Origin of the sequence: Pseudomonas yamanorum, from assembly GCF_013386765.1 — a bacterium.
GTDB classification, from domain to species: domain Bacteria; phylum Pseudomonadota; class Gammaproteobacteria; order Pseudomonadales; family Pseudomonadaceae; genus Aquipseudomonas; species Aquipseudomonas yamanorum_A.
The window spans coordinates 1-14,058 of sequence record NZ_JACARE010000066.1; the positions used below are offsets into that span (position 1 = coordinate 1).

A 14,058-nucleotide genomic window follows, 5' to 3' on the forward strand; every position below is an offset into this window, starting at 1 on the left:
AGGGATTGAGGAGCGGGTAAACCGGCAGGACGCCGGTTTAGCCGCGACGGGGCAGGGACGCCCCGTCGCGGCGGCCCGCGGAGCAATGCCGGGAACACCGAGCCTAGGCGAGGTGCCGACAGGCGGGGCAGAGCGTTTTGGTTACTTTGCCGCTTTTGCAAAGTGACTCGCTGTAAGAGCGAAACCATAGGCAGCCGTTACCTAAATAACGGATATGTACCCAGAGCCCCCCCCCCAGCGAAACCAGGCAAAACCCCCAATCCCAACTAAGCTCACCCCCAACAAAAACAACACCGAGCGCCCCCAATGACCCACCCTACCGAGGCCTTCCGCGCCGCCTACCGCGCCAGCATCACCCCCCACTACAACCCCTGGCTCCACGCCGGCTTCGTGTTCAGCTACGGCCTCCTCTGCATCACCCTGTTCTGGTCCACCACCCAACAAATCCAACCCCTGGAATGGCTGACCATCCCCCTCACCCTGGTCTTCTTCAACCTGTGCATCTACCTCGTCCACCGCCACCTGGGCCACCATAAACACCCCGTCGCCCGCCTGTTCTACGCCCGCCACACCGGCGACCACCACAGCTTCTTCACCCCCGGCCACATGACCTACGACAGCCCCCGAGACTGGCGCGTCATCCTGTTCCCCGCCTGGCTCATCCTGATCCACAGCCTGGCCATCACCCTGCCCGCCTGGTGGCTGCTCAAACACCTCAACCCCAACGTCGCCGGCCTGTTCGCCGGCTGCATGATCCTCGGCTACCTGCTCTATGAATTCTTCCACGCCTGCGAACACCTGCACCCCGACCACCCCGTGGCCCGCCTGCCATGGATCCGCCAGATGCACCACCTGCACGCCCTGCATCACCGTCGCGAACTGATGCAGGGGCGCAACTTCAATATCGTCCTGCCGCTGATGGACTACCTGTTCGGCACCCTGCATTGGGAACCGCAAACGCCCGAATCAAAAAAAGCCCAATAAAAAACGCCCCACCTAAGTGGGGCGTCTACCAGTCGCAAAAGTGTTTATGCGCCCCTATCGGCCAATGATGTCCTGGCTGCAGATATGCCCCAGGCTCACGTAGGGAACGTTATCGCCACCGACGCCGACATTCGGCAACTCCTTGAGGTCGATGCGCCAGCCGCCGACGTTGTACCAGGTGTCCCAGAGGTACTTCACACCGGTGCTGCTGTCGTAGTACTGGGCACGGTAGTCACCGACACAACCGCCCAACTCCGCGCTCCCCGATGTTTTGCCGGCACTATCGGTGACGGCCGAGAATACCGTCCAGTTGAAGTCCGGACCCGGAACAAAACGCTTGTCGACCTTGAGCTGTGAAGTGACCCCCACCAACGGTGCACCCGTGCTGTCTTTCCATTCGGTTCTCCAGGTCATGAGACGACCGGCCTGGGTCGCCAGGGGGGCGACGCCCACCGGGATTCGGGTCACCGTTCCGCCCCTCGCATCGGAGTCCGTCAGGTGCGGACTTGAACCGAACGTCAGCGTGTACTCGGACTTGGCATCCCACACCTCAGCGGGGTTGGCCCGCACGCGCGCCTTGTAGACAAAGCCCGGTGCGCGGCTGGGAAAGGTCGCTGTCGAGCCACCCGGAATGTTGACCCAGGCACTGCCGTTGAAGTACTCGAAGATCCACTGATTACGCACGCCCTTGTCGTCATCACCGAGGAACAGGCTGACACCCTGCCCGCGTACAGCGGCGAAATCGAAGTAGTCAACGTCATCCGGGCTGTCGAGGTTGCCCGTCAGATAATTCAAGCGGTCCGGCAAGGCGAACGCCGTTTCCGCGGTGTCATTGGGCTCGTAGGCGTCAATCGCGGTGTTGACGATCGCGCCGAAGTCGAAGGCCGAACCGTCAGCCACCTTGGCCTCCAGGAACCAGTAGTAGTCCCCGGCTTCAAGCATGCCGCTGATGACTTCGTCGCTGTTGCCCGGGTTATCAGACGTGATCAGTGCCGTCAGGTTGTTCTGCCCGTCGTCCTGGAACAGTGTCAGGGCCATTTCGGTCCCCGGCTGTTGGCCGGCAAGATAAATCTGCACCTTGGCCTTGGCGGGCACATTGAAGTGGAAGCACTGGGATTGGCCACTCAGCAATCCGTCATAGCTGTAACCGACATTGATATCGAGGCTGTCGCACAGCGGCACAAACGCGGCCTGGGCAGCAGGCGCCTTGGCCGATTTTACCAGCCGTGACACCGCTGCAATCTGCACGCTTTCAGAGGGCTTCGCGACGCTGGCAACCTGCCTGGACACACCGACGGGCTTGGCTGTTTGTGCGACCTTGAGTTTATCCAGCACCTGCGCCGAAGACGCTGTGGCCTGCACCTTGCCCCCGGATTTCAGGGCGCTCTTGACCGCTGCACTCAAGCTTTTTTCGCTCAGGTGCACGCTGCTCTGCGAAGGGTATTGCTCGGCCAGGGCAAAGGCCGAAACGAAGCTGGCAGCCATCATGGCCGCGCCCAATACAAAGGCTTTTTTAGATTTCATTTTTTATCCATCCATAGTTAAAAAATTGAAGCTCAGGTGACCGGTGACATCCGGTCACCTGGGATGGAATGTAGGATAAAGCTGTATATATGTACAGTAACATTGGAAAATCTTTTGCAGCGACTACCCTTTAATCCAGACGTACCAGAGCCCAGCACCTACAAATCCAGCCATCCCAAAACGATACGGCCAAAGCACCCAGCGCTTGAGAGACAGGGGAACAGACGCCAGCTCTGCCGCCGTCACATCCCCCCTTCTGATATGCAGCTTGGGGAGCGAAAGGAAGTCGACAATCAGACTCAGGCGCATGTATCTGTCGATCAGTTGGTTTCTGCGCCAAAACCGTTTGTTGTCACGGACCAAAACGTTATCGCTAAAGTAGCGTTCCAGTTCGTCCAGTTTTTTGTACTCGACGAATAGCTTCAGTCCCAAAAAAACAAACGGCCACACTCCCAATAAAATCACGGTAAACCCGTGTAACGACATACTCATGCCTCTTCCCCCTCATAGATCAGGTCACCGGCCATTTCTCCAAGCGATCCCCCCACGGTTCCACCGGTATACCCTCCTGCAGCACCGCCAATAATCCCGCAAGCGAGTTCCCCTTTCCCTCGAGTAGCGATGCCCAAAACGACCTTACACAAACCACGCGCCAACTTTGCACCTAGTGCCCCGCCACCGGCAGCACCACCTACTCCACCCACCAACTTCCCACCTTGCACATACTTCGCCCGCCTACACATCGCCTCCCTCCCCTCCATACACGCCTCCTTGACCTCCAGCCCCGCCACCCCCACATCCAGCGCCAGCCCCACATACGTCCCCTTGCCCAAAAACCTCGACGTCTCGGCAATGCTGCGAACCCGCTGCGTATAGCCCACGATTTCACTCTTGTGCAGGTAACTCTTGGTGGAAATGCCCAGCACTTTCTTCAGCGATTTGTTGGTTTTCAGGCTCGTGCCAAATCGCGCAGCGCCTTGCAATTGAATATCCAGACGTCGAAACAACATCTGGCGCTGCTGGATAAACGTCTCCTTGTTCACAGCACCGCTCTTCAGTCGCTGATGCAACCGTTCAACCTCCTCCAACGTGTGCTGGACCTCGTCCAGGTGTCGCCCCCACGCCGACGTCGCGCTGCCGACACCCAAGGAGCTGTAACCCAGAAAGCTCTGCAGCAAGTCATAGTTATTGACCACCGCCGTCCCCGCCGAAGCATCCAGCTCCAGGTTGCGTCGAATCTCCTGGGCATGGCGCATCAACCAGGCATCATCGGCGGTACACGCCACACCGTAGTCGTCGGGAACGATCACCATCTGCCCCGGCGTCACCAGGCGGGCCTGGCGCAAGTGCAGGTTCAGCGCATCGAATTGATCGGAGAGTTGCCGGCTGGACCCGGTCAGCAACCGGGATTTCAAACTGAGGTAGTCCGTGGTGCGGTCATTGATGTATCCCTGCGCCATCACTTACATCCCTGATGTAATGAATATGGCGCAGGAATATAAGCAGCCGAACGCGGCCCGGACACAAGCCTGGGACGGCTGAAATTACATTTGGGAAATCACCTACCTGGCAGGTAATTAATGCCTACAAAAAACCTCGAACTCAGTACCCGGTCATCTCCAGGTACCCCACCCCACCCTGGAACTTCACCGGCCCTTCCCAGTAAGGAATGCTCAGGTTCATCCAGGCTTTGGGATTAAGCGCCTGGGTAGTGATGTCCAGGTGCTTGCCCGGGATTTTCAACGACCACTGGGTAGGAATGCTGCGCCCATCAATCGTGGTGGTGCCCAGCGGTGTCAGTTGGATGTCCTGGTTGTGCAAGGTCTGGGTTTGGCCTCGCTGGTCGATCCAGGTGCCCGTCAGGTATGACGGCCCGTCCTTCTGCCGCACTCGAAACAGCATCAACTGCTCGCCGCTGTCCAGGTGCAGGGAGAACCAGTCCCAGCCGGTCTGGCTGGCGGTCAGGGGCTGGCTGCTCCATTCGCGGTCGAGCCAGGCGGTGCCTGTAACCTGGTAGGTTTTTCCATCGATGGTCACGCGGCCATCCGCCTGGAAAAACGGCTGGCTGTAGTAGTACGACGCCTGGCCCTGGTCGGATTTGCGGCTGTAGCCGTTATCACCCTGGAGCACCAGCGGGCGGCTGGAGGTCAGGTGCAGGTCGTAGTTGAAATGCTCGCCGGCCGCCGCCAGTTGCATGTCCGCCAGGGGGCTGGCGGCACCGGGGCGGGTGGCGAAATTCCAGTCATCGATCCACGCATTGAACGGCACCGCCTGGGCTCCCGCCTGCCCCACGCCGCCGCGAGCGTAGCGTTCGGTGGCGTAATGGCGGGTGGCCGAAGTGACGGCGGCGTGGCCGAGCCAGATGGTCGAGTCGTGCCAGCCCGGCTGCGTCGGCCCGGCCTTGAGGGCGTTGCGAAACAGTGTCCATTGCACGCCGTAGGCATTGCCCTCGGCGTCCTTGAGGTTGGCGGTGAGGTACCACCATTCGATGCGATAGCCATCATGGGGGCCGTGGTCTTCGGGAAAGCTGAAGACCTTGCCGGGCACCACCTGGGCGAAGTCCGAAGCCTGGCTGCCCAGCCCGGCGAAGCTCTCTTCAGGCGCGGGCGGTTTATCGCAGGCGCCCAGCAGCAGGCACGTCGCCCACAGCAGGTACTTAATCTTCATTGGCAAAGGTCCTCAGCAAATCCGCCGGGCGACTGCGATACAGCTGCCACAACGGCCAGGCCGACGCCAGCAAGGTGGCCAACATCGCCAGGCCCAGCAGTTGCGCCAGTTGCCACGGGAATACCTGCAACGGCAGGCGCCAGCCAAAGGCCTGGACGTTGATCACCACGTCCAGGCACCAGGCCAGCAGCAAGCCCAGCGGCAACGCCAGCACCAGGGTCAGCACCGCCAGCAGCCAGGTTTGGCCGAGGTTGAGCAGCATCAGTTGGCGTCGCGTCACCCCCAGTGCCCAAAGCGGCGCCAACTGCCCCAGCCGGCTTTGGCTCTGGGTCAGCAGGCTGATGAACAACGCCACGCCGGCCACGCCCAGGGTCAGGCTGTTGAGGGCCGCGGTGGCGGCGAACGTCCGTTCGAAGACCTGGCTCGACCAGCCCTTGAGCTGCTGCTGGTCGACGATGCGGCTGTCTTCCAGGGCAAACTGCCTCTGCACTTCCCGAACAAGCAGCGGCACGTTGCCCGGCAATACCCGCAAGTTGAAACGCGCCGGCGACAATCCCGGCCAGTGCTGCAACAGGTGCCGTGAATTCACCAGCAGATGGCCCTTGGGGTTGCCGTAGTCGGCGTAGATCCCCACCACCTTCGGCGACCAGGGGCCCTGGGGCGTGGGAATGCTGATCACATCCCCCAGCCGCACCTTGAGGCGGCGCGCCATTTGTTCGCTGAGCATCAGGGTGTCGTCTTGCAGCAACTGGTCCCAGGGATCCGCCACCGCTTCCAGCAACGGCCAATGCTGGCGATAGGTGGCGTCGTCGACCACGCCGAACAGGTCCGCCGGCCAACCTTGCAGCTGCACCGCGACCTGCCAGGTCGGCAGCACCGTCTGCACCAGCGGTTGCTGCACCAGCCAGGTGTGCAACTGCTCGGCCTGGGCCGGGGTTTGCGGGTTCAGGTACAGCTCGGCGGTCAGGCGTTGTTCCAGCCAATTGTTGAAGGTCTGGCGAAAGCCCGAGGTCATCGAGCCCGCGCCGATATTGGCGGCCAACGCCAGCAGCAAGGCCATCAACGCCAGGCTCAGGGCCGGCAATTGCTGGCGGCAATCGGCGAGAAACCATTGGCCCAGCACCGAGCGGCTGCGCCCCAATACCGTCTTGAGTACGCCATTGAGCACCACCGGCAAACCCAGTGCAGCGCCGAGCAACAACGCGGCCATCAAGACAAAACCGCTGGCCAGGCTATCGCCGAACGCCAGCGCCAGCAGCGCGATCGATAAAGCCGCGCCCGCCACCCAACCCTGGCGTCGCAGCCAGCGCCCATGGGCTTGGTGCCAGGCCTGGGCATTGGCCAGCGCCAGCAACGGCAAGCGCGCCGCCCGCCATAAACTGCTGGCCCCGGCGAGCAAGGCGCCGAGCAAACCCAGGCCCAGGCCGCTGAGCCACCACCACGGGCTGAGGCTCAGTTGGCCGGGCACTTCGGCGCCGTACAGGCCGCGCAAGCTGGCGGCCACGTCCGGCAGCAACAGGCTGGCCAACAGATACCCGCTGGCCACGCCCACCAGGCCACCGAGCACGGCCATGCCACCGAGTTCGACTGCCAGGCTGAGGATCAGCATCCGCGCACTCACCCCGCATGCACGCAAGGTTCGCAGCAGGCCGCGCCGTTGCTCCAGGGCCAGGCCGATGGCGGCGTGCACGATAAACAGCCCCACCACAAAGGACAGAAAGCCCAGTGCATCGAGGTTCAGGTGGAAGCTTTCCGTGAGGCGCGCGAGGTTGTTTTCCTCAGCCTGCTTGAGCTGCAGTTGCGCACCCAGTTCCGGCGGCAAGGCGGGATGCGCGGCGGCAAAGGCCTTGTCCAGCAACAACCGCGACAGGCGCTGGGGCATGTCCAGCAGCGGTTGGGCGAAGCCGATGTCGGTCAGCAACAGGCCGGGGGCCATGTCCGCTTGAACATGCAGTGGCGGCAGCGCCAGCTCGCTGGCCGTCAGCGGTTGGTCGCCCTCTTTCAGGCCCAGCGCCTGCGCCGTCTGCGGCGCGATCCAGGTGCGGCCTGGCGGGTTGAAGAACGCGATCATCTGCGCCCGGTCCAGGGTCTGCCCGGCCAGCGCGCCACCGCCGGGCAACGACACCGGGTCGATGCCCATCACTTGCAGGCGCTGGTCTTCATGCCCCTTGAGCAGCACACGGCCCTGCACCACCGGCGACACCGGCCACCCGGCGCGGCGTAACTCGGCAAACAGCGCCTGGGGGAAACTGGCACCGTCCGGCGCGCTGACGCTGGCCTGGGGTTCGCCGCCGATCAGTTGGCTGGCGCGGGCATAGCTGTCCCGCGCCTGGCTATTGAGGGCTTGCACACCGGTCAACAGCGCGGTGGCCAGCCACAGGCCGGTGAGCACGCTGAAGAACTGCACCGGGTGGCGACGCCAATGGCTCAGCAGCGCGCGCAGTGTCCAATGGAAGACGCGCACTTCAGCGGGCGTCCGCCGCAAGCACCTGGCCACGGTGCAACACCACCTGCTGGTCCAGGCGCGCCGCGATACGCGGGCTGTGGGTGACCATCAACAGGCTGGTGGGGCTATCGCGCAGCAGGTCCAGCAGCAATTGCAGCACGTCGTCGCTGGTGGCTTCGTCGAGGTTGCCGGTGGGTTCGTCCGCCAGCAGCAGGCCCGGGCGCGATGCCAGGGCTCGGCCCACCGCGACCCGTTGCTGCTGGCCGCCGGACAGCTGTTCGGGGTAGCGCTTGAGCAAGTCGCCCAGGCCCAGGCGCTCCACCAATTGCGCCTGCCATGCCGGATCGAGGCGTCCGGCCAGGCGTGCCTGAAATGCCAGGTTGTCTTCCACCCGCAGGCTGCCAATCAGGTTGAACTGCTGGAACACCAGGCCGATCTCGGTACGGCGCCAGTGGGCCAGTTGCGCTTCGCTCATCTGGTCCAGGCGCTGATTGCCCACCAGGATGCTGCCACGGTCGGCCTGGTCGAGCCCGGCCACCAGGTGCAGCAGCGTGCTTTTGCCACTGCCGGACTCGCCCATCAGCGCGAGGCTGCAACGCGCGCCCAGGTCAAGGTCGACACCCGCCAGCACGGCCAGCGGCCCTTGCGGCGTGCCGTAGCTCTTGAATACCCCTCGTACCTGCAGCATCGCGCTTCCCTACCGGTTTCTGGACTGAGTCCGAGAATAACGGTTGTCACATTTTTATGTCACAACCATGGCAAAAGGAGCGCCCTATGACCCGCTGCAAATTTTTCACATTGATTTCACTCGGCCGCCACCTGCCGAACTTTAAATTGCCGCCCATGCACAGATAACGGGCTGGTTATTTTCAAACGCTTGTTGATGCAAATGAACAATTTTTTATATTGGTATGTTCAGCAAAAAGACAGCGCGCCTGTGACACGCTTTTGCACATTCCCGCATAAGCGCTCGTCACTTGGCGCCTTGCCTAACTTGCCACTGCCAGTTACCGGATTACGCCTGGAAGTTACCTATGGTGAATAGTGTGGTTGACCTGAGTCTGAGCAAGTCGCGCTCGCGCTGGGCCTTTTTAAAGCAGTTGAACAAGCTTTGGCTTGGCGTGGCCAGTATCGTGATGGTCAGCCTGGCGGTGACGGCGTTTATCTGGTGGCCACGCTCGCCCCTGGACCTGGGCGTGGGCCATCGCCTGCTCACCTCCGGCGCCCTGGAAGCCTGGCGCAACGGCGACCTGGTGGTGCTGGTACGTCATGAAGAACGTTGCGACCGCTCCTCCCATCCCTGCCTCGGCCCGGCAGACGGCCTGACCGTTATCGGCTCGGTGGCCGCTACCGTCACGGGCAAGGCCTTCCAGACCCTGGGCATGGAAAACACCGACGTACTGAGCAGCCCCACCACCCGCACCGCGCAGACCTCGCTGTTCATGTTCGGTAAATCCGAATTGTCACCCGGCCCACTGGCCATCTGCGGCCCCGCCATCGGCGAGGAACTGCGTCCCCACAAACTCCCGGACCGCAACTTGCTGCTCGTCACCCACAGCGCCTGCATCAGCGACTTCGAAGAAGCCCTGGGCTTCGAACACGCCGCCCATGCCGAATATGGCAGTGCCCTGTTCGTAAAGGTTCTGCCCAATGGAAAGTTCAAGGCACTGGGTATTATGAACCCCAAGGACTGGGCGGCCGTGCTAAAGCAACTTTGAACACTTATTTACATTTGAACATTCAAACTTGTTCAGCAAAAAGACAGCCAAGGGATGAGATATTTTGCAGTTTTAATTCAAACTTGCCTGGACGCCATTCATAGCTTGCTAATCATTTAGATACTCACCGTATGATCATGACTTTCGATGACTCATTGGACGCTCCACGTTTAACGAGCTTGACTAGGGCGCATGGATATTCAACTCCGCGCCCACCAACAGACTGTTTAAGGAATAACGTTCTGTGCCGTACTTCTACCCGAACACGCTCCACCCCTCGCGCATGGCTGATCCAGCGCTCGCGCTGATACACCGTCAATACTGCTTGAGAGTGCAATAGCCATGACCCGCCTTAAACCATTGCCCGTATTGCTACTGGCATTCGTGATGTTCTATTTGTTGCCGTTGGGCCTGCACGGCCTGTGGATTCCCGACGAAACCCGCTACGCCCAGATCAGCCAGGAAATGATCATGAGCGGCAACTGGGTGGCACCGCACTTCATGGGCGTGCGCTATTTTGAAAAACCCGCCGCCGGCTACTGGCTGATTGCGCTGGGCCAGGCGGTGTTTGGTCAAAACCTGTTCGGCGTACGCATTGCCTCCGTGCTGACCACTGGCCTGAGCGTCATGCTGGCCTACCTGATCGCCCGGCGGTTGTGGAACGACCCGCGCAAGAGTTTTGCCTGCGCCCTGCTCTATATGAGCTTCGGCCTGGTGGCCGGGCAAGCCGGTTACTCCAACCTGGACCCGCAATTCACCTTTTGGGTCAACCTGAGCCTGGCGGCACTGTGGTTTGCCCTCGACAGCTCCACAGCTCGCGCTCGCCTTGCCAGTTGGACGTTGCTGGGAGTGGCCTGCGGCATGGGCTTCATGACCAAGGGGTTCCTGGCGTGGTTGCTGCCGGTACTGATCGCCCTGCCGTACATGATCTGGCAGCGTCGCCTGGGTGAACTGCTGCGCTACGGCCCGCTGGCAATTCTGGTGGCGGCCGTGGTGTGCCTGCCCTGGGCGCTGACCATCCACCTGCAGGAACCGGATTACTGGCGCTTCTTCTTCTGGCATGAGCACATCCGCCGGTTTGCCTCCGACAACGCCCAGCATGCTCGGCCCTGGTGGTTTTACCTGCCGATGATGGTGGTGTCGTGCCTGCCGTGGGCGGCGCTGCTGCCGACCACCCTGTGCAAGACCTGGAACGAAAAGCGCCAACCCGCCATCGCCTTTCTTGCCCTGTGGATGCTGCTGCCCCTGGGCTTTTTCAGCCTGAGCAACGGCAAGTTGCCGACTTACATCATGCCGTGCCTGCTGCCGCTGGCGCTGCTGATGGGCCATGCATTGATCGACCTGCTGGCGAATGCCCGCACCCGCACGCTGCGCTTCAATGGCCTGCTCAACCTGGGCATCGGCCTGGCAGCGATGGTCACGCTGATCTACCTGCAAATCGCCAGGCCGCTGTACGGCAACAGCCACAGCGAGATGTTCAACCTGTCCCTGACGTTCATCGTGCTGATGGGCTGGATGCTCGCCAACCTGCTGCAAGCGTTTCGCCCACTGACGCTGTGGGCGATGCCGGCCCTGGGCATCGGCCTGCTGGTGGCACTGTTGCCTGCGGGCATGCCGGCGATGATCGAAGATAACGAGATGCCCGACCAGTTTGTGCTCCAGCACCTGGACGAGCTGCAACAGACCCACGCGCTGTTGAGCAACGAGCTGGGCTCTGCCTCAGCCCTGTCATGGCGCCTGCGCCGGCCCGAGGTGGCGTTCTACGACACCGAAGGCGAGTTGCGCTACGGCCTGCAATACGCCGACTCGATGCACCGCAAGGTCGGCCTGGACAGCGTTCAAACCTGGCTCAAACAGGCGCGCCAGCAAGGTTCGGTAGGCGTGCTGATGCGGGTCAGGAGCACCAGTGAAATGCGCGAAGCCGGGCAGTTGCCGCTGGGGGGCAAGCGTTATTACAAAGGTGACCTGGAGATCATCATCTACCCGCAATTGCCGTAACACGACAGCACTAGTGTGGGGTGACCCATTCAACACTCATCCCACATTGGAATTGCTTGATGAATTTCTGGAAAACCGAACGCGGCGCCCTGCTGCTGCTCCTGGGTGTGTCCGCCGTGATCCTGTTGCTGGGCCTGGGCACCCGCGACCTGTGGGGCCCGGAAACCCGCTGGGCGAACATCACCCTGCACATGCTGCAGAGCGGCGACTACTTCGACCCCTACCTCAAGGGCACCCCGTACTACGACAAACCCCTGCCGTCGTACTGGCTGATCACCGGTTTTGCCAACCTGATGGGCGGCCTGGGGCCGTGGTCGTTGCGCCTGTCGTCAGTCATCTCGGCGTGGCTGAGCATCTGGCTGGTCTACCTGATCGGCGAGCGCCTGTTCCGCAAGGGCACCGGCCTGATTGCCGGCTGGATGCTCGCGACCACCTTCTACTTCATCTTCTGGGCCCGGGTGGCCACGGCAGATGTGCTGACCGTGTGCGGCGTGCTGGCGGCGGTCTGGTGGTATTGGCGCGGGCCGGACGATACGCGGCTGGGGCGCTACACGGTGTTCTTCCTGTTGCTGGCGGCGACGTCGCTGTTCAAGGGCTTGATCGGCTTCGTGCTGCCGGGGCTGGTGCTGTTGCCGCACCTGCTCAGTGAACAACGCTACAAGCGCCACCTCAACCTGCGCCTGGTGCTGGCGGTGATCATCGCCGGGGCGTTCTACGGGATCCCGTTTGTACTGTCCCATCTCTACGGCGCACCCACCTACGGTGAAAGCGGCCTGGAACTGGTGTTCCGGGAAAACGTGGTGCGCTTCTTCGACCCGTTCGACCATATGGGGCCGATCTACACCTACCTGATCTACCTGCCGGCCTACACCTTGCCCTGGGCCCCCTGCTGGATCCTCGGCCTGTGGCTCGCCGCGCGGCACTGGCGCGACACCCCGCCCAACACGCGCTGGCTGGTGTGGGGCCTGGGCCTGCTGTTTGTGTTCTTCACCGCCAGTGGCAGCCGGCGCAGCTACTACGTGCTGCCGCTGGTGCCGTTCGCGCAGTTGCTGGCGGCGTGGTGGGTCAGTGAGCGCATTGCCCGCAAAGGCACGGTCGGCCGGGGTTGGTTCCGTGGGTTCGGCATTGCCGCCGGGGTGATGCTGCTGGTGCTCGGGGTGGTATATCCGTGGACCAATGGCAACGGCGGCGTGACCCGTTTTGCCGAGGACGTGCAGGCCCAGGCGGTGCAAAGCGCGCCGTGGAATGAGTGGCAGATGGTGATGGTGGAAGTCGATAACAAGGTGCCGATGTACCTGCAAAACGGTGGGGCGCCGTTCTACTACGTGGCTGAAACCCAGGACTTCCCGCGCCAGGGTGACAGTGCGGCGTTCATGGCGTGGCTGGACAGAACCAGCGGCCGGCACTTCGACCCGCAACGCACGATCATTGTGGCGCAGTACACCAAGGACGAGCCGGCGCCGCTGGCGTATCTGGGCAGCGATCATCAGGTGATCAGTACCCGGCCGGACAATGGCGAGCGGCTGTTCCACAAGCGTGACGGTGGCAGCGTGGCGTTTATTCCGACAGCGCCGTGACCGTGGGTTTGGTGGTGAGTCGGTGAAAAGCGGCCAGCACGTCTTCGGGTTTTTCGAGCATCAGTTGGTGGCCGCATTCGGGCAGCAACTGGAACGTGGCATTGGGTAGATGCCGGGCCAATGCTTCGCCGCCGCTGGCGGGTGTCAGGCCGTCACTGTCACCGGCCTGTACGCTCACCGGCAAGGTCAGGGTGAGCAGTGCGTTGGCGTCTGGCCATTGGGCGTTTTTCATCAGGGCCTTGAACATGTGGAGCGGGTTACGTTCGGTGAGTTTTTCTTCGTAGGCGACCAGGGCGGGGTCGGCCTTGGCGTTCCATGCGGCCTGGCGGAAACCTTTGGCCAGCAGTGGGCGCAGCCATTCCAGGATCCAGGCGGGCAGGCGCATCAGGCCGCCGCTTTTGCCGGGGCGGTTCAGTTGGGTGCCCAGCAGTAATGCGGCTTCGATGGGGATCGCGGGTTTGGCCAGCAGGGTGCTCAGGGTCAGGCCGGTGCCGAACGAGTGGGCGACGATCAGGTTGCGGGGGCCGCCGTAGCGGTTGAGGATTTGCAGGTAGTCGGCGACCAGTTCCGGCCAGGCGTAGGCATCCGCGTTGTGGGGTTTCGCGCTTTCGCCGTGGCCTAGCAGGTCCCAGGCGACCAGGCTGTAGCCTTCGGTTTTCAGGGCTTGCCATTGGTGGCGCCATTGGTCCTTGTTGCCGCCGGCGCCGTGGCAGAAGAACACCACCGTGTCGGGTTGGGTAGTGCCCACGTGGTGGGTGAGGCTCAGGTGGCGGTTGGGGCGGATTTCCAAGCGTTGGCCACGGATCAGTGGCAGGTCGTCGAACTGGGTTGTCATGGGGGGTTAGATTCCTTGGTGACTGGGATTGGGGGCATATCCGTTTCTTCGGTTATGGCCGCTATGGGTTCCGCTCTTACAGCGGCTCACTTTTGAAAAGCGCAAAAGTAAGCAAAACGCTCTTGCCCCACCACTCGGCACCTCGCTAGGGCTCGGTGTGCCCGCACTCCGGCATTACTCCGCGGGCCGCCGCGACGGGGCGTCCCTGCCCCGTCGCGGCTAAACCGGCGTCCTGCCGGTTTACCCGCTCCGTACTACCTGCGTTCGGCCAGCGTGGTTTAACGGGGCGCCTAAGATCAAGATCAAAAG

At 62.2% G+C, this 14,058-nt stretch carries 11 protein-coding genes; 4 read left to right on the forward strand and 7 right to left on the reverse strand.

Annotated features, from left to right (window positions below; all coding sequences use genetic code 11):
* Window positions 1-306: 306 nt before the first annotated feature.
* A complete protein-coding gene (locus HX875_RS31440) occupies window positions 307-984 on the forward strand; it encodes a sterol desaturase family protein (protein ID WP_177048811.1) in 678 nt (225 codons plus the stop codon).
* Window positions 985-1,038: 54 nt separating this feature from the next.
* On the opposite strand, the gene HX875_RS31445 is transcribed toward HX875_RS31440, so the two are convergent.
* The 6 genes from HX875_RS31445 to HX875_RS31470 all read right to left on the reverse strand — a co-directional run bounded on the left by HX875_RS31445 (window position 1,039) and on the right by HX875_RS31470 (window position 8,309).
* Window positions 1,039-2,508, reverse strand: coding sequence for a PPC domain-containing protein (locus HX875_RS31445; protein WP_177048812.1), 1,470 nt, complete (start codon window positions 2,506-2,508; stop codon window positions 1,039-1,041).
* A gap of 123 nt (window positions 2,509-2,631) precedes the next feature.
* On the reverse strand, window positions 2,632-3,000 hold the full coding sequence (locus tag HX875_RS31450; RefSeq protein ID WP_177048813.1) for a hypothetical protein: 369 nt from the start codon (window positions 2,998-3,000) through the stop codon (window positions 2,632-2,634).
* Complete coding sequence (locus tag HX875_RS31455) at window positions 2,997-3,968, reverse strand: hypothetical protein (protein WP_177048815.1); 972 nt, start codon at window positions 3,966-3,968, stop codon at window positions 2,997-2,999. Before HX875_RS31455 ends, HX875_RS31450 begins: the two co-directional genes overlap by 4 nt.
* Before the next feature lie 142 nt (window positions 3,969-4,110).
* Window positions 4,111-5,175: a lipocalin-like domain-containing protein gene (locus HX875_RS31460; protein WP_177048816.1), complete on the reverse strand. Its 1,065-nt coding sequence runs from the start codon at window positions 5,173-5,175 to the stop codon at window positions 4,111-4,113.
* Window positions 5,165-7,639, reverse strand: coding sequence for an ABC transporter permease (locus HX875_RS31465; protein ID WP_177048818.1), 2,475 nt, complete (start codon window positions 7,637-7,639; stop codon window positions 5,165-5,167). The genes HX875_RS31460 and HX875_RS31465 overlap by 11 nt, the downstream gene beginning before the upstream one ends.
* A 1-nt stretch (window position 7,640) precedes the next feature.
* Window positions 7,641-8,309: an ABC transporter ATP-binding protein gene (locus HX875_RS31470; RefSeq protein WP_177048820.1), complete on the reverse strand. Its 669-nt coding sequence runs from the start codon at window positions 8,307-8,309 to the stop codon at window positions 7,641-7,643.
* 346 nt (window positions 8,310-8,655) lie between these two features.
* Here HX875_RS31470 and HX875_RS31475 point away from each other — a divergent pair, with 346 nt between their 5' ends.
* From HX875_RS31475 to HX875_RS31485, 3 genes are all read left to right on the forward strand, one after another.
* Entirely contained in the window at window positions 8,656-9,339 is a 684-nt protein-coding gene (locus HX875_RS31475; protein WP_177048822.1) for a histidine phosphatase family protein, read from the forward strand.
* 342 nt (window positions 9,340-9,681) lie between these two features.
* Complete coding sequence (gene arnT, locus HX875_RS31480; protein WP_177048824.1) at window positions 9,682-11,337, forward strand: lipid IV(A) 4-amino-4-deoxy-L-arabinosyltransferase; 1,656 nt, start codon at window positions 9,682-9,684, stop codon at window positions 11,335-11,337.
* A 59-nt stretch (window positions 11,338-11,396) separates the two neighbouring features.
* Complete coding sequence (locus tag HX875_RS31485; protein ID WP_177048826.1) at window positions 11,397-12,914, forward strand: ArnT family glycosyltransferase; 1,518 nt, start codon at window positions 11,397-11,399, stop codon at window positions 12,912-12,914.
* Here the strand turns inward: HX875_RS31485 and HX875_RS31490 are convergent.
* Entirely contained in the window at window positions 12,895-13,749 is an 855-nt protein-coding gene (locus HX875_RS31490; RefSeq protein ID WP_177048828.1) for an alpha/beta fold hydrolase, read from the reverse strand. The genes HX875_RS31485 and HX875_RS31490 overlap by 20 nt on opposite strands.
* Window positions 13,750-14,058 lie beyond the last annotated feature (309 nt).

Bases quoted from the DNA above. Each gene is read 5' to 3' on its own strand.
- HX875_RS31440 (WP_177048811.1), top strand. From the start codon at position 307: ATGACCCACCCTACCGAGGCCTTCCGCGCCGCCTACCGCGCCAGCATC.
- HX875_RS31445 (WP_177048812.1), bottom strand. From the start codon at position 2,508: ATGAAATCTAAAAAAGCCTTTGTATTGGGCGCGGCCATGATGGCTGCC.
- HX875_RS31450 (WP_177048813.1), bottom strand. From the start codon at position 3,000: ATGAGTATGTCGTTACACGGGTTTACCGTGATTTTATTGGGAGTGTGG.
- HX875_RS31455 (WP_177048815.1), bottom strand. From the start codon at position 3,968: ATGGCGCAGGGATACATCAATGACCGCACCACGGACTACCTCAGTTTG.
- HX875_RS31460 (WP_177048816.1), bottom strand. From the start codon at position 5,175: ATGAAGATTAAGTACCTGCTGTGGGCGACGTGCCTGCTGCTGGGCGCC.
- HX875_RS31470 (WP_177048820.1), bottom strand. From the start codon at position 8,309: ATGCTGCAGGTACGAGGGGTATTCAAGAGCTACGGCACGCCGCAAGGG.
- HX875_RS31475 (WP_177048822.1), top strand. From the start codon at position 8,656: ATGGTGAATAGTGTGGTTGACCTGAGTCTGAGCAAGTCGCGCTCGCGC.
- arnT (WP_177048824.1), top strand. From the start codon at position 9,682: ATGACCCGCCTTAAACCATTGCCCGTATTGCTACTGGCATTCGTGATG.
- HX875_RS31485 (WP_177048826.1), top strand. From the start codon at position 11,397: ATGAATTTCTGGAAAACCGAACGCGGCGCCCTGCTGCTGCTCCTGGGT.
- HX875_RS31490 (WP_177048828.1), bottom strand. From the start codon at position 13,749: ATGACAACCCAGTTCGACGACCTGCCACTGATCCGTGGCCAACGCTTG.